The sequence below is a fragment of the Streptomyces monomycini genome (genome assembly GCF_022271435.1).
Lineage (GTDB): Bacteria > Actinomycetota > Actinomycetes > Streptomycetales > Streptomycetaceae > Streptomyces > Streptomyces monomycini.
Genome location: NZ_JAFIQY010000019.1, coordinates 110771 through 137510, shown reverse-complemented (window position 1 = coordinate 137510; position 26740 = coordinate 110771). Strand labels below are relative to the sequence as shown.

Below are 26740 nucleotides of genomic sequence, written 5' to 3'. Positions count from 1 at the left end.
AAGGGGCCCCATGTCTCAGCAGCAGTGGAACACGGTCGACGACTACTTCGACTCCTTGCTCGCCCCGGACGACGAAGCGCTGCATGCTGCCTTGCGCGACAGCGAAGCGGCCGGTCTCCCCCACATCAGCGTCACCCCCACGCAGGGCAAACTGCTCCACCTCCTGGCCCTGACTCAAGGCGCCCGGCGCATCCTGGAGATCGGCACGCTCGGCGGCTACAGCACCATCTGGCTCGGCCGCGCCCTGCCCGCCGACGGCCGTCTGATCTCCCTGGAGGCGAACCCCACGCACGCCGCGGTAGCCCGCGCCAACCTGGCGCGGGCCGGCCTCGCGGAGCGCACCGAGGTCCGCGTCGCTCCGGCACTCGACAGTCTCGCGCAGCTCGTCGCCGAGCACGCCGAACCGTTCGACCTGGTCTTCATCGACGCGGACAAGCCGAACAACCCGCACTACCTGGAGCGGGCGCTCGAACTCACCCGCCCCGGCAGCCTGATCATCGGGGACAATGTCGTGCGCGGCGGGAACATCTCCGATGCCGACAGTACGGATCCCTCGATCCGCGGCATCCGCCGGTTCCTGGAACTCATCGCCGCGAACCCGAAGCTGACCGCCACCGCGGTGCAGACCGTGGGCCGCAAGGGCTACGACGGGTTCGCATTGGCCCGGGTGAACCACTGAGCTTTTTCCAACCTCAGGTTGAGGCGTGACGAAGGGCGGGGATGGTCTTCACGATGGCGGTGACCCGGTTGGTGCTACAGCGGAGTTCCCGCGGGAGGCACCAGCCCTTCAGGGCGGCCATGGCTTGCTCGCCGAGGCAGCGGATCCTGGCGTGGGTGCTGTCATGCCGACGTTGCCGCAGCTTGAGACGCAGGCTGCGGAAGGGCACCGGGATGATGCCGTCGCCGCCTTGATACGCCTTGTCCGCCCAGCACTTCACCTCCGCGTCGCGGGGGCGTGGTCACCGGCAGTTCCCATGTCGTGGCGAGCGCCGGGAACGGTGGGTGAGGCCCACAGCAGTCGACCTGCCGCATCGGCGATGACCTGCCACTCCGAGCGGGCTCGTCGGACATGGCGGCGCCGACCCGGCTGAGAGCTGCCGCGGAGCTGCGCACCGACCGGTGACCGGTCGGTGCGGACCCGGTCTACCGGTTCGCGGCTTCGCGAGAGGAGATCCGGTTCGTGCGGCCGACCGCGCGGCCCACCGCGTTGCGCACCGCGAGGCCCGGCCGGGTGCGGGGCACCATGAGCCTGGAGAGCGGACCGACGCGTCGCTGCCGCGGGCCCACCTCACGGCGGAGCCGCGACTCGTAGGCGGCGAAGGCGCGGGCGTGATCACCGGGGTGGGCGGCGAGCTCTTCCGCGAGGGCGTACGCGCCCGCCATCGCCATGCTGGACCCGTCACCCAGCAGGGCCGTCGCCGCCGCCGCGTCCCCGAGCAGTACGACCCGTCCGCGGGACCACGAGGGCACCCGGACGGTGGTCAGGGGGTCGAAGAACGGAGCCGGGTGGTCGAGGAAGGCTGCCACGAGTTCCGGTGCCCGCCACCGCACGTCGGCGTAGGCGTCGGCCACGGTCTGCTTGTGAAGGGCGATGTTCTTGCGGTCGTGGGGCGCCGGCTGTGCGGCCCGGAAGGTGAAGATCGCGAGCGGGGTGGTCCGCGAGGGGTGGAGGACCAGCATCCGGTTCGGCACGGTCAGCATCGTCATCTCGGTCGGGTCCTCGATGGCGTCGGGTTCCAGCGGGACGGTCGCGCCGTACAGGCCCAGGTCACCCGCGAACTGCCGCTCGGGCCCGAATACCAGGCGCCGTACGGTGGAGTGCATCCCGTCGGCACCGACCACCAAGTCGAAGCGCCGTGGCGCGGACCGCCGGAAGGTGACGTCCACCCCGTCTTCGTCCTGGTCGAGAGCGGTGACCGTGTCGTCGAACAAGAACTCGACCTCGGTCTGCGCCGACCGGTGGAGCACCTCGGACAGGTCGGCTCGGGTCACCTCGACCGTCGGCGCCTTGTCCGAGGTGAGCGGGAGTTGCAGGATTCGCCTGCCGCCGGGGTCGAGCAGGGTCAGCGACCGATTGCGGGTGGCGAGCTCGCGGAGCTGCGGGAGGATGCCCATGCGCTCGGCGACCGGGATCGCGGGCCCCTTCACCACGATCGCGCTACCGCCGGAGCGCAGCTGCCGGGCGTGTTCGACGACCGTCGGCCGGTATCCATTCCGGGAGAGCCAGTGCGCGAGTGCGGGCCCTGCGATTCCGGCACCGACTATCAGCACCTCGGGCTTCTTCATGACGATGACCTCTCGGAGTGTCGATGACCAGGTCCCTGGCGAGTGCCGGGCCGGGTCTGAGGGAGCGGCGGCACGGGGCGGCGCAACCGGACCAAGGTACGATCAATTTCGTACCTCAGAGAAGCACGCCCTTCAGGTACGATGCAAGTCGTACTTGAAGGAGGTGCCGCGTGGCCGGGAGGAACCTGGACGGCCCGGAGGCCGATGCGCTCGATCTGGGTGCGGTGTTTCGCGCCCTCGCCGACGAGCACCGTCGTTCGGTGATGACGGAGTTGGCCACCGACCGCAGCGACAGCGAGCGAGGCTGCAACTCGTTCGATCTTCCGATCTCGAAGCAGACCCAGACCCACCACTTCCGGGTCCTGCGCGAGGCAGGTCTCATTGACGAGATCGACTACGGCAACCGCAAGGGCATCCGACTACGACGCGCGGACATCGAGAAGAGATTCCCCGGGCTCCTCGCGCTCCTGGGAGCGGGGCCCCCGGCCGATACCGCTCCTCGCTGAACACAGCTGAGCACACCGGACGGGAGTCCGATGCGGCCCTGAGCCGCGAGCTCGACCGAATCCAGCTCGCGCCCGGCTCGCAGGCAGCCGGGCACGACGCGAGCACGAAGGGGATCGGTGGCGCTTCGACCACCGTCCCGCGCTCGTGACCGGCGCCGAGCACTTCCGCGCGCGCTCCCTCACGCCACCACCCACTGAGGTTTCCTCAACCTGCGTGCGGAGCGGGGCCACTGGGGTGAGGGCGGGTCCGGGCGTAGAGAAGCCGCTGGTAGACGGGTGCGTGTCGAGTCCAAGCCATCCTGCCAGGAGCTTCCGCATGCTCGTCTACCCAGCTGGGGTCGCTCTGGCCACCTCCGCTCTGCGCTTCCTCGCCCGTGAGCTGACCGCACGTCGTCTTGCGCGAGGGACACGATGGCGCCGGCTGGCCGCCGGACGGCAGGCGCTGCTCGTGCCGGCTCATCTACGATGCGGCCATACTCCCCAGCCTCCGGCCGGGGGTACCCTCAACGCCCAGCTCACCGCCGGATTCGGCGTGGGCACCACCACCGCCTACCGGTACATCGCCGAGGCCGTCGACATCCTGGCCGCTCTGGCTCACACGCGAAGATCCGTACACTCGTCGAACAGGCCATGGCCACCCTCAAAACCTGGCGGCTCACGCGCCAACTGCGATGCTCTACCAGCCGTATCACCAGCCTCGTCCAGGCCGTCCTCACCCTGCACCTGGCATGCTCAAACTGAGGTGGGAAAAGGCTCACTGACCGACGGCCCCGCTGACCGCTCGGCCACCCCGCCGCCCGGCCCGCCCGCGTCCACCGTAGGCACCGCGCACCGCGCGGCACCACGACGCACCACGCTCACCGGAGGCTGATCCTGTTCCCGGCGGAGACTTCGGCGCCGACCACGCCCGAACCTGCGTAACGGACGTTGTTTCCGGTGGCCGTTCCGCCGGAACAGGAGGCGAACAATATCGCGGTGCCGTCGCCGCCCTGGCTGTATTTCACGACGTTTCCGGTGACCACAGCTTCGTGCACGTACTGCAACACTATGGCGTTCGAACTGGCCCAGTCACGGATGATGTTCCCCGTCACGACGACGTTCTCCATCGGTGTGTCCGCCATTCCGTACACACCGATGGTGGCGTGCCGTGCTCCCTGGCCCGGCTGTTTCTCCAGTCCCATGTGCGTCAGGACGTTGTGCGCGATGATGATGTCCTCGGTCTGCGACCAGTACCACGACCGGTACTGCGCGGCAGGATCCACCTGTACGTGAATTCCGCTGTTGCAGTCCTCGATGATGTTGTTCGCGATGACCGCGTGACGCCAGTTGTGCGCGCGTACGGCGTAGTTCTTGGCGTTGGTGATCCTGTTGTTCACCACCCGCAGACCGTCGTGGAAACGGCCGGGGAAGGTGGCCGTGTGCGTGCCCACCAGGGCTCCGTACCCGTCGGCCGAGCAGCCGTCCACGACGATGCCGCTGCTGTGCGTACCGTCCGGCGCCTCCTGGACCTCGATCGCCTCGGAGAAGAAGCGGGTCGGCGTGGTGGCCTTGAAGCGCCGGAAGACGCAGTTGCGCGCCGTGCCGTTGCGGATGCCGTGGAACTCGATCGCGTGCCAGTCCGGAATGTTCTCGACCACCAGATCCGCGTACAGGATGTTCTCCGCGGAGCAGAAGGCGAACATGTCCAGCGGCCGCGGATTTCCCGCGCCGCCGTCCCACAGACCGCCGTGGATGCTGATGTTGGACGCACCGTTGTAGCCGTCGTGGGAGAAACCCCCGCCCCAGAGTGTGTCGATGGTGGAGGTGTCGCTGCGGAAAATATGGGCGCCGTAGGCGATCACGGTCAGGTTTCCCGGATCCGGTACCACCGTTCCCGTGCTGTGCATCCGGTAACGCCCGGGGGGAATCACCAGCGTGCCACCGCCGGCGTCACAGATGGTGGTCGCCGCGTGCTGCAGGAGAGCCGCCGCGTCGACGAGACCCTGCGGATCGGCACCGAAATGGTCGACGAAATTCCACTTCCCCGTGTCCGTCATGCCTGCATGATTACGCCGGGCGGCCGGAAACGTAAGACGTCGAGGGGGAAACAGTTGCGGCACCAACCACCGCGATCCGCCGACGATCAGCGGCGCCTAGAGTTGCCGTATGGAAGACGACGCCGCCAAGGCTCCCGAGGGCACCGTTCAAGCGCATGACGTGCGGGAGTTCTTCGGCTCCCGGGCGCACGACTGGGACGCGCGGTTCCCCGACGACGGTCCCGCCTACCAGGCGGGCGTCGCGGCGATGGAGCTGCGCGCCGGAGACCGGGTGCTGGACGCGGGCTGCGGTACGGGGCGGGCGCTGCCTGCTCTGCGGGCCGCCGTCGGGGCGGGCGGGACGGTGCTGGGCGCCGACCTGACCCCCGAGATGCTCGCGGCAGCCGTACGGGCCGGACGTGGACGTCTGGCGCCTCTGGTGCTCGCTGACGTGCAGCGGCTCCCGCTGCCGGATGCCGCGCTCGACGCGGTCTTCGCCGCCGCTCTGCTGTCCCATCTGGCCGACCCCCGGGCGGGTCTCGCGGAACTCGCCCGGGTCGTACGGCCCGGAGGCCGGCTCGCCCTGTTCCACCCGGTCGGGCGGGCCGCGCTGGCGGCACGGAAGGGGCGCCCGATCACGCCGGACGACCTACGGGCCGAGCCCAACCTGCGGCCGTTGCTGGCACGTTCCGGCTGGGACCTGGTGCGGTACGTGGACGAGGATGCCCGTTACCTGGCGCTGGCCGTGCGTCAGGGAGACCGAGACGCGTCCGGCGCCCGGGACCAGGCGTCCGGTGCGCGGTAGTGGTTGCGGTGGCCAGCAGTGAGGACGGCGCGCAGTGGAGCCAGGTGCTCGGTGGTGGCCGGCAGGTCCAGCTCGTCCAGGAGGGCGAGAGCGGCACGGGGGTCGAGATCGCCGTACAGGTCGTGGTAGCTGCCGAGAAGGCCGCGGAACAGCGCGGGGTGGAGGTGCGGGATCGTCGCGGCGGCTTGGTACACGGCGTGCTTCACCGGCCAAGGCACGGGCCCAGAGACGCCGAGGGCCCGGGTAGCGCGACGGAGCAGGGCGTCCCGTGCCGCACCGTCCGGCGTCGCGAGTTCGGGCCTCGTGACATGCGGCGTCGTGGGACTCGGCGCAGCGCGGGCCGGCATCGTCGGCCCCGGTGTCTCTGCGGTGCCGTCGTCCGGGGCACCCAAGGCGTCCACGTCGTTGCCCAGCACCTCGGCGAACGCCTCCTCCGCGGTGGCCCGGTCCTCGAACCAGTCCGCCCAGAGTGAGTGGAGCAGGGCTTCGGGCTCTTCAGGCGCTTCCAGCCGCCCACGGCAGGCGTCCCAGAACTGGTCCGCCCGCACCGGGTGCCGCTCGTCGCGTACGGCGAAGCGGAGCTCGCAGGTGACCCAGTAGTCGCCCAGCAGGTCCAGGAGGCCGAACGCGAGCCGCAGGCGGGCGGACGCGTTCAGGCCGCTGTCGGACAGCGCCTCGTCCGCCCACGCGTGCGCCACCTCGTTCGGTGTCAGGATCTCGCCCGGCGCCCGCTGGTCGCGCCACGCGTCCGCCGTCCGGGTGACACCGTGCTCGGCCAGCCACTGTCGGGCGTACTTCCTGTCTTCCTCGGTCACCGCTCAAGTATGGCGCCGGAACGAGCGACGGTGATCATGAGGAGACAGCTGCGGTCGCCAGACGTCTCAATGCGGTACGGGGCAGCCGCCCGTGGGGCGGCCCTGGGGGAAGGTGCCGAGGTCGGCGATGGTGAAGCCGTTCGGATAGCCCTTGATCTCCGGGTTCTGGCGGGCGTAGTGCGGGCGCCGGCGCGGCGGCAGCAGGCGTACGGACTTGGCGCGCAGCCGCAGCACGCCGTGCACCGCGGCACGGACAGCCGGTCCGGGACGCTCGTAGCGGAAGGCGTTCAGCAGGGCGTCGTCCAGCAGCGCCATGCTCGCGCGGCGCACCACCGGGGCCAGCGGGCCGTACCAGCCCGCCATCAGGCCGAGCGTGGCGTCCGAGACCCGGCGCCCGCCCTCGTCCCAGCCGAAATGCGCGTGCTCGTAAACGTCCAGGCAGCGTTCGAACTCCTGGAAGTCGCGCGGGATGCCGGTGATGCCCATATGGCGCCCGAGGGTGCGGTAGTAGACCGCCGTGGCATGCTTTTCGTGCTCGCTCATCCGGCGCCAGCCGAACTGGTCGAGCCAGCGCTTGGGGACCACCACGAAGGTGCTGAGCACGTACCGCATGTCGTCGTTGGTGATGTCGTAACTGCGGTGCATCTGGTTGATGCGGCGGATCGCGGTCCGGCCGTCCTCGGAGTCGAAGCCGTGCTCCATCACCGCGTCGAGGAGGAGCGCGGTGTCGTCGTAGCGCTTTTGCGTACGGTCCGTCAGCTCGGCGGTTTCGGCCAGCAGCCGGCCGATGCTGGGAACGGCGTAGGTGCGGTAGAGCGCCAGCTCCAGGGCGCGCGCGACGTCCCACGGGAATTCGTACGTCGTGGTGATGCGGTGGATACGCAGAAAGTCCCGATCCGGGTCCAGCCGCTGGATCTCCTTGAGCCAGTCATAACGCCGCACCGAGTACCCGCCCTTTCGTCGCCGAAGTTCCCATCGTAAGCGTCGGGGGCACACTGGAACGACCGGAACGGGAACCGGGAATGGGGGACATGATGACCGGATTCTTGCGCGAAATAGCCGAATTGTTCCGTGGCCTTCGGGACTTCTTCACCCACGACCGCCCCGGGGCGCACCTTCGGGGCAGCGACGAGCCCCGGGCCCCCGGGGCGAAACGGCGGCACAACATCTTCGAGGCCGCGGCCGCCCATGTGGCGGCGTGTGCCGAGGACGACGACGAGCGCAGCGCCGAGTCGGCGGAATGGGTCTCCCCCGAGGCGCTCGCCTTCGGCATCAACGAGCTGGCCTGCCGGGCGGTGATCGCCCTCGCCCGGGAGCGCGGCGAGTCGCCGCAGACGGTGGCGCGTGATCTGCTCAATCTGCCGGTGGCTTGAGGGGCCGGGGCAGGAGAGCCGGGGCCGGGGCAGGGGGCCGGGGCCGAGGCAGGGGCCGAGCTCCGGATGGCCGGTTTCCGGGGCAGTGGCGTACGACTGGTGACAAGCCGCCGCCCGGCCAACTAGGGTGCGCCGACGACTGATCGGATGCGCGTCGGATGGGGAGGCCCCGGGTGTCGACCGAGAGCGCCGGTACGTCCACGGCCGGAAACGCCGGCGGAGCCACACCCGAGAGCGCCGCCGAGGACCAGTTGCTCGTCCTGACGGCCGTGCTGCTGACGCCCGCGCAGTTCCCGAGCGTGCTCGGCAACGACTATCCCGAGGTGTGCGCCGGGCTCGGCCTCGCACCGTACGAGCAGGGGTACGGCCTGGTCCTCGGGCAGGACGGGACGGGTGCGCGCTGGACCGTGGTGACGGACGACGTCTCGCTCGTCGCGTGCGCCGTCGCGGCCTGGGACTGCGGGATGGAGTACGACCTCTCACCCGACGAGGACAGCATGGTCGAGGCACTGCCCGGCTGGCCGATCGCGCTCGCCGTCGCGGCGCCGGGGGTGCCCGCGCCGCACGACCCGGAACCGGAGGAAGGCGGTCCGGCCGTACTCAGGCCGCCGGACGCCACCCAGTGGGGACCGGCGCAGCGCCGGATGGGCGCGGACGAGATCGCGCTCCAGTGGGCGGTCTGGCGCGAACAGGTCGAGGGCGAGGTCACCTTCGTCGATCCGGGGGCCCAGCCGCACGCCGGGGTACGGCGGGCACTGACCGAGGCACGCGGTTACGTGGCCGAGCCGCCACCACCGGGGCGCATCCGCTCGTCCTTCGCCGCCGACGAGGCCCGTACGCTCCGCGTGGACGGCCCGAGCTGGAGCTTGGTGGCCCGTACCGACGACATCGCGTTCGTCCTCCTGGACGAGCAGCCCGGCGAGATACTGCCGGTGGGACGTGGGCCCGAGCTGCCGGGGCTGCTGCAGGCGCTGGAAGCGCTGGCGGTCCGGCCGGCTTGACGGTCCGGTCCTGAGCCGTGGCGGCGCCCCACCCGTGAGCCGTTCGCCCACGGGTCCGCTGACGGGGACGTCGTCGCGGCCCGGCCGCCCGCCCGGCTCACACCGCCGGACGTCCGGGCACCGGCCACCCGGTCAGCGCCCTATCTCCTTGCGGGTCACGCGGCGCAGCCTGCGCCGCTGCGAGGGGTCCAGCGTCAGATACGCCACGGCCGGCACACCGACCATGACCAGCACCGCCGCCCAGAACGGCAGCAGCCACAGCAGGATCGCTCCCGCCGCCACGCCGCCGACGGCGACCTTTGCGTTCGTGGACATCCTTCACGTCCCTTCCGCGGCGGTTGCCGCGCTCGCTGTACTCCATTGAACGCCTTTTCGGCCCCACGGGTTCCATCCGTGCCGACGGTCCGCCGGGCCGCCGCGGGCAGCGGTCGGCGCCACCCCCGGTCGTGCTGTACCCTCGGGCGCTCCGGTCGCCAGTAGTCAAACTTGAGGAGCTTGCTGCACGTGGCACTTCTTCCCTCGGCACCTTCCGCACCACCGGCCGCGCTCGCGCACCGCGCGGCGGTCTTCCTGCCCGGCGATCCCGCCCGTACGGGGCAGGTCGCCTTCTGGCGTGCGGACGGCACGGCAGACGACGAAGGGACCGGGTGGCCGACGCAGTCACTGACCGTCGCCGTCCCGACCGCCCCAGGCCCGGGCGACAGCAACAGCGACGGGAGCGGGAACGGGAGCGGGAACGGGGGCGGAGACGGGGGCGGAGACGGAGGCCGCAACGGGGACGGCATCGAGTTGATCGACGTTCCGGCCGTGGTGCTGCCCGTCGCCGACGCCCTGCCCGTCCTCACCCGCGCCCGTGCGGCCCGTACGTCCGACCCGGCAGCGGCCTTCTGGGGCGCCGCCGCCGTACTGGCGCTGCAACTCGTCGCCCGCGGGCGGCTGCTGCCCGGAGTGAGCCGTTCCGGTCACGACGCGTGGCGCGTCGGTCCGCTCGACCCCGACGATGTCGAGCGGCTGCGCGAACTGGCGGCGTCGCTGCCGCCGCAGGCGCACGCCGTCCCGCTCTCCGGCAGCCCCGGCTCCGGCCCCGTACTGCTGCCGGACCCGGAGCGCCTGGTACGTGACTTCCTGGACGCGGTGGCGGACGGCCTGCCCCGCTCCCCCGCCGCCGCCCTGGTCACCGGCGGACCGGCGTTCGCCGCGCCCGAGCCGCAGCACATCCCCGAACAGCGCGACTGGGCCGCCGATGTGGCGGCCGGGCACGACGCGGGCGTACGGATCTCCCTGCGCGTGGAGATCACCGGACTGCCCGGAACGGCCCCGGACCGCCCCGGGGCCGCCGCCGTCACCGACCGCACCGCCACCGGCCGCGCCGGCTTCACCGCCGTTCTCCAACTGCACGACCCCACCGACCCGGCCCTGGTCGCCGACGCCGCCGAGGTGTGGGCGGGCGACTCCCCCACCGGGCAGGCGTTCGGCCCGCGGGCCAGGATGGACACCCTGCTCACGCTGCGCCGCGCCGCCGCTGCCTGGGCGCCGCTCACGCCCCTGCTGTCCGCCGCCGTGCCGGACGCGGTGGACCTCGCCGACGAGGAGATCGCCGAGCTGCTCGGTCCGGCCACGCGTGCGCTGGCCGCCGCCGGTGTGCAGGTGCACTGGCCACGGGACCTGGTACGCGGGCTCAGCACCCGGGCCGTGGTGGGGCCGTCCGACCAGGACGACGCGCCACCGCACGCGCAAGCGGGCCCGGACGACGACGCTGCCGGTCAGGACCGTGCCGCGCCCGGCGTGCCGTCCTTCCTCTCGGCCGACGCGCTGCTCTCGTTCAGCTGGCGCTTCGCCGTCGGTGACCAGGAGATCAGCAGGGCGGAGCTGGACCGGCTGGCCGAGTCGGGACGTCCGCTGGTACGGCTGCGTGACCAGTGGGTGCTCGTCGATCCCGAGGCGCTGCGGGCGGCCCGTGACCGCCAGGACCGCAAGGTGACGCCCATCGACGCGCTCGGCGCGGCGCTCACCGGGACGGCCGAGTCCGGGGACGGCGCCCGGGTGGAGGTGCAGGCGTCCGGCTGGCTGGCCCGCCTCCGCGACCGGCTCACCGCCCCGGACACCACCGCATCGGAAGCCACCGCCCCGGACACCGCCATACCGGAAGCAAGCACTCCGGACACCGCCGTACCGGAAGCCACCGCACCGGACACCGCCGGCCCGGACACCGCCGCCGAGCAGCCCATAGCCCAGCCCCCCGCCCTCACCGCCACCCTCCGCGACTACCAACTGCGCGGCCTCGACTGGCTGCACCGCATGACCTCCCTCGGCCTCGGCGGCTGTCTCGCCGACGACATGGGACTGGGGAAGACCATCACCCTCATCGCCCTGCATCTGCACCGGCAGAGCGACCCCGCCTCCGCCGGGCCCACGCTCGTCGTCTGCCCGGCCTCCCTGATGGGCAACTGGCAGCGGGAGATCGAGAAGTTCGCGCCCGGCACCCCGGTGCGCCGCTTCCACGCGGACCGGCGCAGCCTCGCGGACCTGGCGGACGGCGGGTTCGTCCTCACCACGTACGGCACGATGCGGCTGGACGCGGCGAAGCTCGCGACGACCCGCTGGGGTCTGGTCGTCGCCGACGAGGCGCAGCACGTGAAGAATCCGTTCTCGGCGACGGCCAAGGCGCTGCGCCGCCTTCCCGCGGGCGCCCGGGTGGCGCTCACCGGCACGCCGGTCGAGAACAACCTGTCCGAGCTGTGGGCCATTCTCGACTGGACCACGCCGGGGCTGCTGGGGTCGTTGGGCCGCTTCCGCGAGCGTTACGCCACGGCTGTCGAGGGCGGCGCCGACCCGGCTGCCGCCGACCGGCTGGCCCGGCTCGTCCGCCCCTTCCTGCTGCGCCGCCGCAAGTCCGATCCGGGCATCGCGCCCGAACTGCCGCCGAAGACGGAGACCGACCGGGCGGTGGCGCTGACCAAGGAGCAGGCCGGGCTGTACGAGGCGGTGGTGCGCGAGGGCCTCGGCGAGATCGCGGCGGCGGACGGCCTCGCGCGGCGCGGTCTGGTCGTCAAGCTGCTGACCTCGCTCAAGCAGATCTGCAACCACCCGGCGCAGTTCCTCAAGGAGGAGCGGCCGCTGATCGCGGGGCGTTCCGGGAAGCTGGAGCTGCTGGACGAGCTGCTGGAGACGATTCTCGCCGAGGACGCGGGGGTGCTGGTGTTCACGCAGTACGTGCGGATGGCGCGGCTGCTCGAAACGCACCTGGCGGGGCGGGGCGTGCCGACGCAGCTGCTGCACGGCGGCACGCCGGTCGCGCGGCGCGAGGAGATGGTGCGCCGCTTCCAGGACGGTGCCGTGCCGGTGTTCCTGCTGTCGTTGAAGGCGGCGGGTACGGGGCTGAACCTGACCAGGGCCGCCCATGTCGTGCACTACGACCGCTGGTGGAATCCGGCGGTCGAGGCGCAGGCCACCGACCGTGCGTACCGCATCGGCCAGACCCGGCCGGTGCAGGTCCACCGGATGATCGCCGAGGGCACGGTCGAGGACCGGATCGCCGGCCTGCTGGCGCGCAAACAGCGGCTGGCGGACGCGGTGCTCGGGTCCGGCGAGGCCGCGTTGACCGAACTCACCGACGCCGAGCTGGCGGACCTGGTGGCACTGCGAGGGAGCGAGCGATGAGGAACCTGTACGAGGATTCCCGGGAAGCTCGCCCGGAACCTTCCGGGGACACGCGTCCGCCGAGGCCGGGCAGGGAGCGTACCTTCGCCGCCCTGCCACCGGCGCACGGCCGTGGCTTCGCGCGGACCTGGTGGGGCCTGGCCTGGCTGAAGGCGCTGGCGGACAGCGCGCTGGACGGCCAGCAGGTCAAGCAGGGCCGCCGGCACGCGCGGGCGGGGGCGGTGGGCGCGGTCTCCGTACGGCCGGGCCGGATCACGGCGGTCGTCAAGGACCGTGACGGTACGCCGTACCGTTGCGACGTGCTGCTCCAGGAGCTGAGCGCGGCGGACTGGGACCGCTTCCTGGACCTGGTCGCGGACCGGGCCGGGCACATCGCGGCGCTGCTGGACCACGACATGCCGCCGCATCTGGTGGAGGACGCGGCTGCCGCAGGCATCGAACTGCTCCCGGGCATCGGTGACCTGGAAGCGGAGTGCGGTTGCGAAGCATGGGACCACTGTTCCCACACTGCCGCACTCTGCCACCAGACGGCCCGACTGCTGGACGAGGACCCTTTCGTGCTGCTGCTGATGCGCGGGCGGGGCGAGCGGGAGCTGTTGGAGGACCTTCAGGCCCGTACCGCCATGCGCGCGCGGGAAGCCACTGAGCAACTCACGTCCAGTGAGTGCGCGGTGGAACCGGCGGCGTCCGAGGGCATACCGGCGGCGGAGGCGTACGCCGCACGCGACATCTTGCCGCCGCTGCCCGCGCCCCCGCCCGCCGTGGACGAGCCGGGCACCGCTCCGGTCCTCGGAGGGGGGACGGACCCAGCTCCCGGAGTGGACGTGCCGGCGCTGGAGTTCCTGGTGGGGGACACGGCGGCGCGCGCCCAGCGGCTGCTGGCCGACGCGCTGGCCCCCGGGCATGCCGATGCGCATCCGCAAGCAGCGCTGACCCGCGCCCAGGACGCCGTACGCCTGGCAGCGCTCGGGCCGGACTCCCGGACCGTCGCACGACTGGCGACCGGCTCCGGACGTACGGCCAGAGCGCTGTCCTTGGCCGTACAAGCGTGGGAGTACGGCGGCGTACCGGCGCTCGCCGTACTGGAGGAGGAGTGGACCCCGGAACCGGCGGCGCTGGCCCGCGCGACGGCTCAGCTCGCCGACGCCTGGGAGGCGGACGAACCACCACCACAGCTGCGCCATGACCGCAACCGCTGGACCGTGGTCGGCGGTGGCGCACAGCTCAGACTCGGGCGTGACGGGCGATGGTGGCCGTACCGGAAGGAGCGCGGGCAGTGGGGGCCCGCGGGTCCGGCGGCCGAGGACCCCGCGACCGCTCTCGCGGCGGTGCGCGGGGGCGGGGAGGAGGCCGGGTAGCCGGTACGAGGGCGGGGGCAGCGCCGAGCCGCCACACGTGCCGCGCGGGCTGACCGCCCGTGCGGCACGGCGCTACCCTGCTCGGCGTCAGAGGCCGGTGCGCCGACCACCGGCCCGGCGGCGCGGGAGCGGAGGGACCATGCCTGCTGTGAGCCCCCTGGACGTCCTCGAACAGCGGTGCGTCGCGGTCACGGCGCAGGACGCGGACGCCTTCGCGGACCTGTTCGCGCCGGACGGCGTGATCGAGCTGCCGTTCGCGGGCCCGGACGTCCCCGACCGCATCGAGGGCCGGGAGGCGATCCGCGCGTTCGCACGGGCGGCGATGTCCGCCCTGCGCGTCGACGTGCTCCGTACGCTCGCCGTGCACCGCACCGAGGACCCGGAGGTCGTCGTCGCGGAGACGCTCGCCAAGGGCGTGGGGCGTGGCGACGCGTTCGAAGGGCGCTCGGTGCAGCTGTTCCGTATCCGGGACGGCCGGATCCTGCTCTTCCGTGACTACACCGGGCCGTTGCGCAAGCCGTCCTGAGCCTCGCCCGTATGCGGCCTGCGCGTTCGCACCGCCCGCCCTTACCTGGCCCGCGCGTTCGCGCCGCCCGCCCGTACCTCACGCGCGCGGCCACCGCCCTCTCTCCCGTACCCGGCCCGCGTGCCTACACCCCCCAGATTCGGGCGATGAAGAAGGCGGCGACAAGGACGACCACGACGGCGAGCGCCAGCACCGGCCCCTTGGACCAGCCGCGGGTCGGGTTGTGCGTCTCCAGGGGCCCGGCGTCCGGGGTGCTGCCCTCGGCGGGCGGTGTCTCGCCCGGCGGGACCCCGCCGCCCGGCTCCAGTCCGGCGGTGTGTTCCGGTACCGGGTCCGGATTCTTCGGTGCATCGTTCATGCTGCCCGGGTGCCCGGGGACGAGCGGTTGTCACCCGCTGATCCAAAATGGGGGGCGTACGGCCCGGAGTACCCGGCTCCCTCGGCACGGACGGAGGCGCTCGGGACCCCTACGAAGCGGAGCGAATGCTTCAGCAATCAATCATTCGTATGTGGTCGCGGCACGCGGCCGCGCGTGGTTCGCTGACGTGATCCCCCACGCCTCGCCGTGTCCCCGCAGCTAGGAGGACCCTTGCCCCTGCCCGACGCCGAACACGTCGGTCCCCGTACCGCACCCGACGCCGATCGCACCGCACCCGCACGACGCACCCCCGGAGCACACACCGCACCCGAAAGACACATCCCCGCCGAAAACCGCCCGGCCCCCGCCGGACACTCCGAGGCCGCCCCACCCGTCCCCCGCGCCCCGCAGCACCTCCCGTACTACGAGGACGTGTCCCCCGGCCGGGGCTGCCGCCCGCCGCGTGCCTGGTTCGCCCGCTCGGACGCGCGGCGGATGTCGCTGCACGGGATGTGGCGGTTCCGCCTCCTGCCGACCGCCCGCTCCGCGGACGCCTCCTTCGCCCGGCCGGACTTCGACGACACGGACTGGCCGGGGCTGCGGGTGCCGGGCCACTGGGTGCTCGCCGGCCACGGCGCACCCGCCTACACCAACACCCGCTATCCGTTCCCCGTCGATCCGCCGCAGGTGCCCGACGAGAACCCGACGGGCGACCACCGGCACACCTTCGACCTTCCGGAAGCGTGGGAACCCGGACCCGCCCTGCTGCGTTTCGAAGGTGTCGAGTCCTGTGCACGGGTGTGGCTCAACGGGAAGGAGCTGGGGCACTTCAAGGGCAGCAGGCTGCCGCACGAGTTCGAGGTGGGCCACCTGCTGCGGGCACGCCGTAACGTGCTCGCGGTCCGCGTCCACCAGTGGTCCTCGGGCAGCTATCTGGAGGACCAGGACCAGTGGTGGCTGCCCGGCGTCTTCCGGGATGTCACGCTGCACCACCGGCCCGCGGGCGCCGTCCTGGACCACTTCGTGCACGCCTCCTACGACCACCGCACCGGCCACGGCACCCTCCGGGTGGACTGCGCGCCGGCGGGCCGGGTCACCGTTCCCGCGCTCGGCCTGGACCTGGCGACCGGGGAGAGCGCGACGGTGCCGGTCATACCGTGGACGGCCGAGACCCCGCAGCTGTACGACGCCGAACTGCGCACGTCCGGCGAGTGCGTCCCCCTGCGCCTCGGCTTCCGTACGGTGTGCGTCGAGGACGGTCTGCTGAAGGTCAACGGGCGCCGTGTCCTGTTCCGCGGCGTCAACCGGCACGAGTTCGACCCGCGGCACGGCCGCGCGCTGGGCCCCGACGCGATGCGCCGCGATCTGCTGCTGATGAAGCAGCACAACGTCAACGCCGTCCGCACCAGTCACTACCCGCCGCACCCCGCCTTCCTCGACCTCTGCGACGAGCTGGGCCTGTGGGTCGTCGAGGAGTGCGACCTGGAGACGCACGGCTTCGGGCAGCAGGACTGGCGGGACAACCCGGTGGACGACGACGCGTGGACCCCGGCCCTGGTGGACCGCATGCGCCGGATGGTCGAGCGCGACAAGAACCACCCCAGCGTGATCATGTGGTCGCTGGGCAACGAGTGCGGCACCGGCCGCGGCCTGTCCGCCATGGCCGCCTGGGCCCGCGACCGCGACCCCGCCCGTCCGCTGCACTACGAGGGCGACCCGTCGTGCGCCGACACCGACGTCTACTCCCGAATGTACGCGGAGCACGCCGAGGTCGAACAGATTGGCCGGCGGGAGGAGGAGCCGCTCGCCGACCCGGCCGCGGACGCCCGGCGCCGTGCCCTGCCGTTCATCCTCTGCGAGTACGCGCACGCGATGGGCAACGGGCCCGGCGGACTGCGCGAGTACCAGCGGCTCTTCGAGACGTACGAACGCTGCCAGGGCGGCTTCGTGTGGGAGTGGATCGACCACGGGCTGCGGCAGCGCACCCCGCACGGCGAGGTGTTCCACGCATACGGGGGCGACTTCGGCGAGGAGCTGCACGACGGCAACTTCGTCTGCGACGGCCTGGTCTTCCCCGACCGGGCGCCGTCGCCGGGGCTGGTGGAGTTCAAGAAGGTCGTCGAGCCGGTACGGATCGACGCCGCGGATGAGGACGGCGGCCGGGAGGGCGTCGCGCCCGGCACCGTCCGGATCACCAATCTGCACGACTTCAGCGACCTGGCCCACCTGGCGTTCCACTGGTCCTACGAGGCCGAGGGCGAGGTGCTCGCCGAAGGGCCGCTGGCCGTGCCGCCGCTCGCCCCCGGCGCTCACGCCGAGGTGAAGCTGCCCCCGGAGCCCGGCGGACGGCGCGGCCGCGAGGCGCTGTGGACGGTGCGGGCGTCCCTGGCCGAGGACACGGCCTGGGCCATGGCCGGTCACGAGATCGCCTGGGGACAGCTGCCCGCCACCCCGCCGTGCCCCACGCCCCGCCCGACCGCCCCGAGCGCGTCACCCCGGCGCGGCGAGGGCAACCTCATCCTCCTCGGCCCGGGCGCCTTCGACGCCACCACCGGTGTGCTGCGGTATCTCGACGGCTGCCACCTGAAGGGGCCCCAGCTGGACGTGTGGCGGGCGCCGACCGACAACGACGAGGGCGCGCCCTGGCAGCCGGGCCCGCACCGCGCGGCAGAGTGGCGCCGTATCGGTCTGCACCGGATGCGGCACCGGGTGGCGTCCGTGGAGTGCGACCGGCACGCGGTAGTAGTACGCACCCGGGTCGCACCGGCCGGTACGGACCTCGCCCTCGACACGGAATACCGGTGGACCGCCGACAGCGAGCGGCTGCGTCTGGAGGTATCGGTCCGGCCGCACGGCGACTGGCCCTGCCCGCTGCCCAGGCTCGGTGTGCGGCTGGGTGTGTGTGGCAACCTCTCGACGGCGCGGTGGTACGGCGGCGGCCCGGGCGAGGCCTATCCGGACACAAGGGCGGCGTCGCGGACCGGGCTGTGGCGGATGCCGGTGGACGCGTTGCAGACGCCGTACGTGCGTCCGCAGGAGAACGGGGCGCGGGCGGACGTGCGCTGGGTGGAGCTGTCCCGCATCGACGGCTCGGCGCTGCGTGCCGAGGGCGAGCCGTCCTTCTGGTTCAGCGCGCGCCGCTGGACGAGCGAGCAGCTGGACGCCGCCCGGCACACCACCGACCTCACCCCGGGCGACTGGATCTGGATCCACCTCGACCACGCCCAGCACGGCATCGGCAGCGCTTCCTGCGGGCCCGGGGTGCTGCCGCAGCACGAGCTGACGGTGGCTCCCGCCCGGTTCGCCATCACCTTCTCCCCGGTGCGATGAATTTCACGTTTCATCGGGTATTGACAGCTGTCGTCCTCAGCGGTCTAAACCAATGACAGGATGGAGATGCACCTTTTTCGACACAACTGACCGAGAGGCCCCGTCCTGCCATGGCGCTCGCCATCCTCACCCGCCTTCGTGACCGCTCCGCCCGCAGTGCCCCCGCACCGGCCCCGATCCCGCGCGGTGCCGGTGCGCTGGACCTCAGCGTCCAGGACCCCGTCGGGCTGCCGATGGCACGGGCCGGGGTGTCGGTGCGCAGCACCGAGGGCACCGAGGTCACGCGCGGCCAGACGGACCCCAACGGCATGTTCACCGCGACGCTGGCACCCGCCGCGTACCACGTGGTGGTCACCTGCGACGGCTTCCGTCCGGAGCGGTTCGACAGCCTGGTGACCGAGGGGGTGCGGACCGCGCCGCGGGCCCTGGAGCTGGAGCCGGCCCCGGCACCGCAGATGCCCGCGCCGGGGCAGTGGCGGCTGGACCCCGACCACTCGTCCATCCGCTTCACCGCCCGGCACATCGGACTGGCCGAGATCCACGGCCGGTTCAACCACTTCGAGGGCGGCCTGTGGATCGCGCCGGACATGCGGGACTCGCGGGTGGAGGTGACGATCGACGCGGCGAGCATCGACTCGGGGGTGAAGATGCGCGACGACCACCTGCGTTCGGCGGAGTTCCTGGACGTGGCGCGCTACCCGTATCTGCAGTTCGCCGGGGAGCGGTTCGTGCACAAGGGCGGGGCCCGCTGGGCCGTGCAAGGGGTGCTGCACCTGCACGGCGTCAGCCGGTCGGTGCAGCTGGACACCCGGTACCTGGGCCTCGGCACCGGCATGGGCGGCGAGACGCGTACGGCGTGCACCGCGGTGACCGAGCTGCACCGGGAAGACTTCACGCTCGACTGGCGCAAGATGCTCGCCCGGGGCATCGCGGCCATCGGCGCGACGATCCGCGTGGAGATGGACATCCAGGCCGTCGAGGCGTAGTGACCGGGGCGCCCCCGTGCGCGGCGGGCGTCCGGGCGTGGCCAGGTGCGCGGCGGGCGTCCGGGCGTGGCCAGGTGCGCGGCGGGCATCCGGGCGTGGCCAGGTGCGCGGCGCGCATCCGGACCGGAACGGGTGCGGAGCAGCCGTCCTGTCGGCACCGGGTGAGAGGCTGGGCGTCATGAGCACCACTGCCGCGCCCTCGTTCGCCGCCGCCCTCGCCGCGGGCCCGCTCGTCCTGGACGGCGGGCTGTCCAACCAGCTGGAGTCCGCCGGACACGACCTCAGCGACGCGCTGTGGTCGGCGCGGCTGCTCGCCGAGGACCCGGACGCCGTGGTCGCGGCGCACCGCGCGTACTACGAGGCGGGCGCCCAGGTGGCGATCACGTCCAGCTATCAGGCGACCTTCGAGGGGTTCGCCGCGCGGGGCATCGGTGCCACGGAGACCGCCGGGCTGCTGCGGCGCAGTGTGGAGCTGGCGCGCGAGGCGGCGCGGCAGGCGACGGCAGCCGGCGCGACGGGGCCGCTGTACGTCGCCGCGTCGGCGGGTCCGTACGGCGCGATGCTGGCGGACGGCTCCGAATACCGGGGGGCCTACGGGCTGTCGGTGGCCGAGCTCGAACGGTTCCACCGTCCGCGGCTGGAGGTGCTGGCCGCGGCCGGTCCCGACGTACTGGCGCTGGAGACCGTCCCGGACGCGGACGAGGCGCTGGCCCTGCTGCGGGCGGTGCGCGGCCTCGGTGTGCCGGCCTGGCTGTCGTTCAGCGCGGCCGGGGACCGCACGCGAGCCGGGCAGCCGCTGGCGGACGCCTTCGCGCTCGCGGCGGACGTCCCCGAGGTGGTGGCGGTGGGCGTGAACTGCTGCACCCCCGAGGACGCCGACCGGGCAGTGGCGGTGGCGGCCCGCGCGGCCGGCACACCGGTGGTCGTCTACCCGAACAGCGGCGAGAGCTGGGACGCCCAGGCCCGCGCCTGGTGCGGTACGCCCGCCTTCAGCGCGGACCGGGTCGCGGCCTGGACCGCCGCGGGGGCCCGGCTCGTCGGCGGCTGCTGCCGGGTGGGGCCGGATGCGGTGGCGGCGCTGGCGCGGCAGCTGACCGGCTGACCGGCTGACCGGCTGACCGGCTGAAAGCCGACGTCCGCACCCGCACCGGGGTGCGAACTCGGGCCGGGGATCCCCGCCGTGCGCAGCGCCATGGACGGCACGGACCGGCACGCGTCGTTACCCGGTCGCAACACTGACGACGGCGACATCGGCCCTGGCCGGTGGCAGGATGCAGCCAACTCACCTCCGACCGGTGAGTGTGGGGCCGCATCCTGATCCGGAGGACCAGTGTCCGTTCGCTCCTCGATGTCCGCCACGGCCGCCCTCGTCGCGGCCGCCGCCCTTCTCGCCACGGGCTGCACCAGCACCAAGTCGGGCGGGGCGGCCGGCGAGAAGTCGGCCTCGGGCGTCCAGCTCGTCTCCCCCGGCACGCTCAAGACCTGCACCCATCTGCCGTACGCGCCCTTCCAGGTGAAGAAGGAGGGCAAGATCGTCGGGTTCGACGTGGACCTGGTCGATCTGGTCGCCAAGGCGCTGAAGGTGCCGCAGGAGATCGTCAACACGCCCTTCGAAGGCATCGAAACCGGCCAGGACTTCGCCATCCGCAAGTGCGACCTGGCCGCGGCGGGCATGACCATCAACGCCAAGCGCGACCAGGTCATGGACTTCTCCGACCCGTATTTCGACGCCACCCAGGCGCTCATCACCAAGAAGGGCGGCGCCTACAAGAAGGTCGAGGACCTCAAGGGGAAGAAGCTCGGCCACCAGAAGGCCACCACCGGCGCCGAGTACGCCAAGAAGCACGGCGCGGGCGTCGAGCTGGTCGAGTTCGAGGACCTGGGGCTGCTGCTGACCGCCGTGAAGTCCGGGCAGGTGGACGCGGGCATCAACGACAACGGGGTGCTGTTCGACTACGTCAAGCAGAACCCGGACACGGCGGTGACGGCGGAGTTCGACACCGGCGAGCACTACGGGATCGGCGTGCGCACCGGCAACGACGCGCTGCGCAAGAAGATCAACGAGGTGCTGAAGCAGGCCCGGTCCGACGGCAGTTACGACCGGATCTACAAGAAGTGGTTCGGCACCACGCCCCAGCAGCGCTGATCCCGCGGCCAGCAAGAGGAGCCGACACCGATGCCCCTGTCCCGACGCCGGAGGGCCCGCCTCCTGCGCGGCGGTCAGTACGCCGTGCTGGCCGCCGCCGTGCTCGTCCTCGCCCTGGTCGCCGACTGGGGGACGCTGCGCCACGCGTTCTTCGACGTGGAAGTCGCCAAGGCGCTGTTCCCCGACATCATCACCACCGCGCTGGTCAACACCGTCCTGTACACCCTGCTCGGCTTCGGGTTCGGTCTGGGGCTCGGGCTGGTGCTGGCGCTGATGCGGCTGTCGCAGGTGCCGCCGTACCGGTGGCTCGCCGTCACCTACATCGAGTTCTTCCGCGGGGTGCCGGCACTGCTGGTGTTCATCGCGCTCGGCTTCGGCGTGCCGCTGGCCTTCGAGGTCGCGCTGGACATGAACATCACCGTGATGCTCTCGCTGGGTCTGGTCGGCGCCGCGTACATGGCGGAGACCATCCGGGCCGGCATCCAGGCCGTGCCCAAGGGGCAGACCGAGGCGGCGCGTTCGCTGGGGATGTCGCCGGGCCGCGCGATGCGTTCGATCGTCATACCGCAGGCGTTCCGGATCGTCCTGCCGCCGCTGACCAACGAACTGATCCTGCTCACCAAGGACTCCTCGCTGGTCTATCTGCTCGGTCTGTCGCTCGGTCAGTTCGAGCTGGCGAACTTCGGGCGGGACGCCCTCAACGAGCACAAGAGCCTGACGCCGATCCTCGTGGCCGGTCTGCTCTATCTCGTCATCACCCTCCCCCTGGGCCAGTTGGTCCGGCGGCTGGAGGCCCGTACGGCGAAGGCGAGGTGACGGCGGTGCGCACCGACGGCGAGCCGGCGACGGCAGGACGGGCGATCGAGGTCGAGGGGCTGCACAAGTCCTTCGGCGCACTGGAGGTGCTCAAGGGCATCGACTTCTCCGTGGAGCGGGGCGAGGTGGTGTGCGTCATCGGTCCTTCGGGGTCGGGCAAGTCGACGCTGCTGCGCTGTGTGAACCTGCTGGAGGAGCCGACCGCGGGCCGGGTCACCGTGGCGGGCACCGAGGTCACCGACCCGGATGTGGACATCGACCGGGTCCGGCGCCGGATCGGGATGGTCTTCCAGTCCTTCAACCTCTTCCCGCATCTGACCGTCCGGGAGAACCTGACCATCGCCCAGCGGCGGGTGCTGCGCCGCGACCGGGCCGCGGCGCAGCGGGTCGCGCGCGCCAATCTCGCGCGGGTCGGTCTGAGCGACAAGGAGACCGCGTATCCGGCGCAGCTGTCGGGCGGCCAGCAGCAGCGGGTGGCCATCGCCCGCGCGCTGTCCATGGAGCCGGAGCTGATGCTCTTCGACGAGCCGACCTCGGCGCTCGATCCGGAGCTGGTGGGTGACGTGCTGGCGGTGATGCGGTCCCTCGCCCAGGACGGTATGACGATGCTCGTCGTCACCCATGAGATGAGTTTCGCGCGGGAGGTCGCCGACCGGGTGGTGTTCATGGACGGCGGGGTCATCGTCGAGGAGGGGCCACCGGAACGGGTGGTGGCCGATCCGCAGCACGAGCGGACGCGGACGTTCCTGGCCCGGGTGCTCGATCCGGCGGCCGCCGGGCTCAGCGAGGTGCCGGAGGCCGGTGCACCAGGGGCGGAGGAGGAGCGGCCCGCGCCGTGACCGAGCGGGCGGCGGGCGGCGGCTGGTAGGTTGCGCGCCCGGTACCCGGCGAGCGCCGGAGACTGTCGCGGGCCCGCCGTCCACTCCCGACCTGGAGGCACCGCTTGTTCGTCGACCTGCCCCTGGACCAGCTGCGCAGCTACCGTCCGCCGCTGCCCGAACCCGACGGATTCGACGCGTTCTGGCGGCGCACGCTGGACGAAGCCGGTGCGTACGACCTCGACGCGCGCTTCGAGGAGACCGACGCGGGCCTGTCACTGCTGCATACGTACGACGCGGAGTTCTCGGGCTACGACGGACACCGTATCCGGGGCTGGTTCCTGCTGCCCCGCGAGACCAGCGGCCCGGTGCCCTGTGTCGTGCAGTACCTCGGGTACGGAGGCGGCCGGCTGCACCCGCAGGACTGGCTGATGTGGCCGGTGTCGGGCTACGCCACGCTGGTCATGGACACCCGGGGGCAGAGCGGCCCCAACCGGCCCGGCTCCACCCCGGACCCCGTAGGCTCCCCTCACCCGGGGGTGCCCGGCAAGATGACGCAAGGGCTGCTCGACCCGGACGACTACTACTACCGCCGGGTCTACACCGACGGCGTACGGGCCGTGGCGGCAGCGCGCGGCCACGCGGCGGTGGACGCCGGGCGTGTCGTGGTGGCGGGCGGCAGCCAGGGCGGCGCCATCGCGCTGGCCGTCGCCGGGCTGGTGCCCGGGCTCGCGGGCGCGCTGATCGACGTACCGTTCCTGACGCATGTGCGGCGCGCCGTCGAGATCACCGACGAAGGCCCGTACGGCGAACTCTCCCGTTACCTCGCGGGGGCCCGGACCGAGGTCGACGCCGCCCTGCACACCCTCGACCACTTCGACGGCCTGAACTTCGCGGCCCGCGCGAGCGCCCCCGCGCTCTTCGGGACCGCGCTGCGCGACCCGATCACGCCCGCCTCCACCGGCTTCGCCGCGTACCACCACTACGCGGGCCCCAAGGAGTTGCGGCTGTGGCGGTTCAACGGGCACGAGGGCGGCGGCGGGCATCAGCGGACGGAGGAGATCCGCTTCCTGCGCAAGCTGTTCAGCTGACCGGGCTCCCGTGCGAGCCGCCTCCCTGGGGGCTGGTCAGCGGGCCCGCAGCAGGTGGTCCATGGCCAGCTGGTCGAGCTGTTCGAACGCCATGCCGCGGGCGGCGGCCGCCTCCACGTCGAAGGACTCGTACGCCGTACGGTCCGCGAGGAGACCGGCGAGCCCGTCCTCGGCGGTGGGCCGGGCCAGCTCGTCCACCCGGGAGGCGCGCAGGGCCTCTTGGACGGCCGGGTCGGCGCGGAAGGCCGCGGCGCGCTCCTTGAGGAGCAGGTAGGTACGCATGCAGCCGGCCGCCGAGGCCCACACCCCGTCCAGGTCCTCGGTGCGCGGCGGCTTGAAGTCGAAGTGCCTGGGGCCCTCGTAGCCCGCCGTCTCCAGCAGGTCCACCAGCCAGAAGGCGGCGCGCAGGTCCCCGGCACCGAAGCGCAGGTCCTGGTCGTACTTGGCGCCGGACTGCCCGTTCAGGTCGATGTGGAAGAGTTTGCCGGCCCACAGGGCCTGGGCGATGCCGTGCGGGACGTTGAGCCCGGCCATCTGCTCGTGCCCGACCTCCGGGTTGACGCCGTACAGCTCGGGCCGCTCCAGCTGTCCGATGAAGGCGAGGGCGTGGCCGACGGTGGGCAGCAGGATGTCGCCGCGTGGCTCGTTGGGCTTGGGCTCGATGGCGAACCGCAGGTCGTAACCCTGCTCGACGACGTACTGGCCGAGCAGGTCGAACGCCTCCCGCATCCGGTCCAGCGCGGCGCGCACGTCCTTGGCCGCGCCGGACTCCGCGCCCTCGCGCCCGCCCCACGCCACGTACGTACGGGCGCCCAGCTCGGCCGCGAGGTCGATGTTGCGCAGGGTCTTGCGCAGGGCGTAGCGCCGGACGTCGCGGTCGTTGGCGGTGAACGCGCCGTCCTTGAAGACGGGATGGGTGAAGAGGTTGGTCGTGGCCATCGGCACGGTCAGGCCGGTGGCGTCCAGTGCCTGGCGGAAACGTTTGACCGCCGCCTCGCGCGCGATGTCGCCGGAGCCGAAGGGGATCAGGTCGTCGTCGTGGAAGGTGATGCCGTACGCGCCCAGTTCCGCCAGCCGGTGGACGGACTCGACGGGGTCGAGCGGGCGGCGGGTGGCGTCCCCGAAGGGGTCGCGGCCCTGCCAGCCGACCGTCCACAGGCCGAAACTGAACTTGTCCTCGGGCACGGGCTGACAGCTCATCGCGACTCCTCGGCCCATTCGTCATGGCGCTTTACACAATAAGGCGGGGCCAAACTAATATGCGGCAGCACGCCGGGGAAGCCCCGGGACGGGCGAGGTACCCGGTGTCCGGCGGGGTGTTCCCCGCGGTGCGAAGAGGGAGAACGCGTTGAGCACACAGGCAGCGGGACCGCTCGTCGTCGGCGTGGACAGCTCCACCCAGTCGGCCAAGGTGCTCGTGGTGGACGCCGCGACCGGCCGGGTCGTGGCCCGCGGCCAGGCTCCGCACGTGGTCACCGGCGGCACGGCCGCCGACGGTTCGGACCTCGGCGGCGCCGGCAAGGAGAGCGACCCCGAACAGTGGTGGAGCGCGCTCGGCGCGGCGCTGGATCAGTGCGGTGACGCCGCGCGGCAGGCGGCGGCCGTGTCCGTCGCCGGCCAGCAGCACGGTCTGGTCACCCTCGACGCCTCGGGGCGGCCGGTGCGTCCGGCCTTGCTGTGGAACGACGTGCGGTCGGCGCCCCAGCACCGGCGTCTGCTCGCGGAGCACGGCGGGCCGGGGGCGTGGGCGCGGCGGGTGGGGAGTGTGCCGCTGCCGGCGTTCACCGTGACGAAGTGGGCCTGGCTGCGCGAGAACGAACCCGCGGCGGCCGACGCGACGGCCGCGGTGCGGCTGCCGCACGACTACCTCACCGCACGCATCGGCGGCGAGGCGGTCACCGACCGCGGCGACGCCTCCGGGACCGGCTGGTGGTCGCCGGCCGACGAGGCGTACGACGCGGAGATCCTCGGGCACATCGGCCTGGACCCGAAGGCACTGCCGCGGGTCGCGCTGCCGGGTGAGGCGGTGGGCACCGTAAAGGGCGGCGAACTGCCGCTGCCCCACGGCGCGCTGGTCGCCACGGGCACCGGCGACAACATGGCGGCGGCGCTGGGACTCGGGCTGCGCCCCGGACAGCCCGTACTGAGCCTCGGGACGTCGGGCACGGTCTACGCGGTGTCCACCCGGCGCCCGGACGGCGATCCGACGGGCACGGTCGCCGGGTTCGCCGACGCGCGCGGCGACTGGCTGCCGCTGGCCTGCACCCTGAACTGCACGCTGGCCGTGGACCGGGTCGCGGCCCTGCTCGGGCTGGACCGGGAGGACGTCGAGCCCGGCGGGTCGGCGGTGATGCTGCCCTTCCTCGACGGTGAGCGCACGCCCGACCTGCCGCGGGCGTCCGGGTTGCTGCACGGCCTGCGGCACGACACGACACGCGGCCAGTTGCTCCAAGCGGCGTACGACGGTGCGGTGTTCGCGCTGCTCCAGGCGCTGGACCGAATCGTGGACGAGGACGTACCGGCCGATGCGCCGCTGCTGCTGATCGGCGGCGGAGCCCGCGGGAACGCGTGGCGGGACACCGTGCGCCGCCTCTCGGGGCGGCCGGTGGTGGTGCCGGAGGCCCGCGAACTGGTCGCTCTGGGCGCGGCGGCGCAGGCGGCGGGGCTGCTGCTGGGTGAGGACCCGGCGGCGGTGGCGCGCCGGTGGGGGACGGCGCGCGGCGCCGAGTATCCGGCGGTGCCGTGCGACACGGCGGCGCGGGAGCGGCTGGCGGAGACGCTGGCGGCGGGCGGGCCGCTGCTGGGGGCCTGACCGGGGCATGTTCCCGTGGGGCAAGCGGTCGGCGGAAC

24 protein-coding genes and 1 pseudogene are annotated in these 26740 nt (G+C 72.5%); 17 read left to right on the top strand and 8 right to left on the bottom strand.

The features are described from left to right. The first annotated feature begins 10 nt into the window (after nt 1-10). Nucleotides 11-679 carry an O-methyltransferase gene (locus tag JXZ78_RS22065; protein WP_030023267.1) on the top strand — a complete coding sequence of 223 codons (669 nt, stop codon included), beginning with the start codon at nt 11-13 and terminating at the stop codon, nt 677-679. Nucleotides 680-692: 13 nt separating this feature from the next. Here the strand turns inward: JXZ78_RS22065 and JXZ78_RS22060 are convergent, their stop codons facing one another. Together JXZ78_RS22060 and JXZ78_RS22055 are read right to left on the bottom strand one after the other, a co-directional pair. Beyond that, complete coding sequence (locus tag JXZ78_RS22060; protein ID WP_063726157.1) at nt 693-938, bottom strand: transposase family protein; 246 nt, start codon at nt 936-938, stop codon at nt 693-695. A gap of 205 nt (nt 939-1143) precedes the next feature. Next, entirely contained in the window at nt 1144-2286 is a 1143-nt protein-coding gene (locus JXZ78_RS22055) for an FAD-dependent monooxygenase (protein ID WP_030023268.1), read from the bottom strand. A gap of 170 nt (nt 2287-2456) precedes the next feature. Between JXZ78_RS22055 and JXZ78_RS22050 the strand changes: the two genes are divergently transcribed. Together JXZ78_RS22050 and JXZ78_RS22045 are read left to right on the top strand one after the other, a co-directional pair. Then, nucleotides 2457-2792: an ArsR/SmtB family transcription factor gene (locus tag JXZ78_RS22050; RefSeq protein WP_030023269.1), complete on the top strand. Its 336-nt coding sequence runs from the start codon at nt 2457-2459 to the stop codon at nt 2790-2792. Between the two features lie 316 nt (nt 2793-3108). Next, a pseudogene (locus JXZ78_RS22045) lies at nt 3109-3533 on the top strand (helix-turn-helix domain-containing protein). Nucleotides 3534-3649: 116 nt separating this feature from the next. On the opposite strand, the gene JXZ78_RS22040 reads toward JXZ78_RS22045, so the two are convergent. Beyond that, nucleotides 3650-4828, bottom strand: coding sequence for a NosD domain-containing protein (locus JXZ78_RS22040; protein WP_030023270.1), 1179 nt, complete (start codon nt 4826-4828; stop codon nt 3650-3652). Between the two features lie 109 nt (nt 4829-4937). Here JXZ78_RS22040 and JXZ78_RS22035 point away from each other — a divergent pair, with 109 nt between their 5' ends. Continuing rightward, nucleotides 4938-5612, top strand: coding sequence for a methyltransferase domain-containing protein (locus JXZ78_RS22035; RefSeq protein WP_050502879.1), 675 nt, complete (start codon nt 4938-4940; stop codon nt 5610-5612). Here JXZ78_RS22035 and JXZ78_RS22030 read toward each other — a convergent pair. Both JXZ78_RS22030 and JXZ78_RS22025 read right to left on the bottom strand, forming a co-directional pair. Then, nucleotides 5558-6427, bottom strand: a complete 870-nt coding sequence (locus JXZ78_RS22030; RefSeq protein WP_030023272.1) for an NADH-quinone oxidoreductase subunit E — start codon at nt 6425-6427, stop codon at nt 5558-5560. The genes JXZ78_RS22035 and JXZ78_RS22030 overlap by 55 nt on opposite strands. A gap of 66 nt (nt 6428-6493) precedes the next feature. Beyond that, complete coding sequence (locus tag JXZ78_RS22025) at nt 6494-7369, bottom strand: oxygenase MpaB family protein (RefSeq protein ID WP_030023273.1); 876 nt, start codon at nt 7367-7369, stop codon at nt 6494-6496. 89 nt (nt 7370-7458) lie between these two features. Between JXZ78_RS22025 and JXZ78_RS22020 the strand changes: the two genes are divergently transcribed. Both JXZ78_RS22020 and JXZ78_RS22015 read left to right on the top strand, forming a co-directional pair. Continuing rightward, nucleotides 7459-7800 (top strand): hypothetical protein, encoded by a 342-nt coding sequence (locus JXZ78_RS22020; RefSeq protein WP_030023274.1) that lies wholly within the window; start codon nt 7459-7461, stop codon nt 7798-7800. Nucleotides 7801-7973: 173 nt separating this feature from the next. Beyond that, a complete protein-coding gene (locus tag JXZ78_RS22015; protein WP_050502880.1) occupies nt 7974-8801 on the top strand; it encodes a hypothetical protein in 828 nt (275 codons plus the stop codon). Nucleotides 8802-8933: 132 nt separating this feature from the next. Here the strand turns inward: JXZ78_RS22015 and JXZ78_RS22010 are convergent, their stop codons facing one another. Then, nucleotides 8934-9116 carry a tail-anchor membrane protein gene (locus tag JXZ78_RS22010; RefSeq protein ID WP_030023276.1) on the bottom strand — a complete coding sequence of 61 codons (183 nt, stop codon included), beginning with the start codon at nt 9114-9116 and terminating at the stop codon, nt 8934-8936. A 189-nt stretch (nt 9117-9305) separates the two neighbouring features. Here JXZ78_RS22010 and JXZ78_RS22005 point away from each other — a divergent pair, with 189 nt between their 5' ends. The 3 genes from JXZ78_RS22005 to JXZ78_RS21995 all read left to right on the top strand — a co-directional run bounded on the left by JXZ78_RS22005 (nt 9306) and on the right by JXZ78_RS21995 (nt 14345). Beyond that, complete coding sequence (locus JXZ78_RS22005) at nt 9306-12461, top strand: DEAD/DEAH box helicase (RefSeq protein WP_030023278.1); 3156 nt, start codon at nt 9306-9308, stop codon at nt 12459-12461. After that, entirely contained in the window at nt 12458-13819 is a 1362-nt protein-coding gene (locus JXZ78_RS22000; protein WP_238783290.1) for an SWF or SNF family helicase, read from the top strand. Before JXZ78_RS22005 ends, JXZ78_RS22000 begins: the two co-directional genes overlap by 4 nt. Nucleotides 13820-13958: 139 nt before the next feature. Next, nucleotides 13959-14345, top strand: a complete 387-nt coding sequence (locus JXZ78_RS21995; RefSeq protein WP_030023283.1) for a nuclear transport factor 2 family protein — start codon at nt 13959-13961, stop codon at nt 14343-14345. Nucleotides 14346-14469: 124 nt separating this feature from the next. Here the strand turns inward: JXZ78_RS21995 and JXZ78_RS21990 are convergent, their stop codons facing one another. After that, nucleotides 14470-14703: a DUF6480 family protein gene (locus JXZ78_RS21990; RefSeq protein ID WP_030023284.1), complete on the bottom strand. Its 234-nt coding sequence runs from the start codon at nt 14701-14703 to the stop codon at nt 14470-14472. Nucleotides 14704-15135: 432 nt separating this feature from the next. On the opposite strand from JXZ78_RS21990, the gene JXZ78_RS21985 reads away from it, so the two are divergent. The 7 genes from JXZ78_RS21985 to JXZ78_RS21955 all read left to right on the top strand — a co-directional run bounded on the left by JXZ78_RS21985 (nt 15136) and on the right by JXZ78_RS21955 (nt 23890). Continuing rightward, the gene (locus JXZ78_RS21985; RefSeq protein WP_033039347.1) at nt 15136-18033 is read left to right on the top strand and encodes a glycoside hydrolase family 2 TIM barrel-domain containing protein; all 2898 of its coding nucleotides are present in this window, start codon (nt 15136-15138) and stop codon (nt 18031-18033) included. A gap of 110 nt (nt 18034-18143) precedes the next feature. Beyond that, complete coding sequence (locus tag JXZ78_RS21980) at nt 18144-19019, top strand: YceI family protein (RefSeq protein ID WP_030023286.1); 876 nt, start codon at nt 18144-18146, stop codon at nt 19017-19019. 178 nt (nt 19020-19197) lie between these two features. Next, nucleotides 19198-20121: a homocysteine S-methyltransferase gene (gene mmuM, locus JXZ78_RS21975; protein ID WP_030023288.1), complete on the top strand. Its 924-nt coding sequence runs from the start codon at nt 19198-19200 to the stop codon at nt 20119-20121. A 246-nt stretch (nt 20122-20367) separates the two neighbouring features. Then, nucleotides 20368-21165 carry an ABC transporter substrate-binding protein gene (locus JXZ78_RS21970; RefSeq protein ID WP_030023289.1) on the top strand — a complete coding sequence of 266 codons (798 nt, stop codon included), beginning with the start codon at nt 20368-20370 and terminating at the stop codon, nt 21163-21165. A 30-nt stretch (nt 21166-21195) separates the two neighbouring features. Further along, the gene (locus tag JXZ78_RS21965) at nt 21196-21981 is read left to right on the top strand and encodes an amino acid ABC transporter permease (protein WP_030023290.1); all 786 of its coding nucleotides are present in this window, start codon (nt 21196-21198) and stop codon (nt 21979-21981) included. After that, nucleotides 21978-22820 carry an amino acid ABC transporter ATP-binding protein gene (locus JXZ78_RS21960; RefSeq protein ID WP_030023292.1) on the top strand — a complete coding sequence of 281 codons (843 nt, stop codon included), beginning with the start codon at nt 21978-21980 and terminating at the stop codon, nt 22818-22820. The genes JXZ78_RS21965 and JXZ78_RS21960 overlap by 4 nt, the downstream gene beginning before the upstream one ends. 104 nt (nt 22821-22924) lie before the next feature. Beyond that, nucleotides 22925-23890 (top strand): acetylxylan esterase, encoded by a 966-nt coding sequence (locus tag JXZ78_RS21955; protein WP_030023293.1) that lies wholly within the window; start codon nt 22925-22927, stop codon nt 23888-23890. A gap of 36 nt (nt 23891-23926) precedes the next feature. On the opposite strand, the gene xylA is transcribed toward JXZ78_RS21955, so the two are convergent. Next, the gene (xylA, locus tag JXZ78_RS21950; RefSeq protein WP_030023294.1) at nt 23927-25090 is read right to left on the bottom strand and encodes a xylose isomerase; all 1164 of its coding nucleotides are present in this window, start codon (nt 25088-25090) and stop codon (nt 23927-23929) included. 148 nt (nt 25091-25238) lie between these two features. Between xylA and xylB the strand changes: the two genes are divergently transcribed. Next, on the top strand, nt 25239-26702 hold the full coding sequence (gene xylB, locus JXZ78_RS21945) for a xylulokinase (protein WP_238783289.1): 1464 nt from the start codon (nt 25239-25241) through the stop codon (nt 26700-26702). Nucleotides 26703-26740 lie beyond the last annotated feature (38 nt).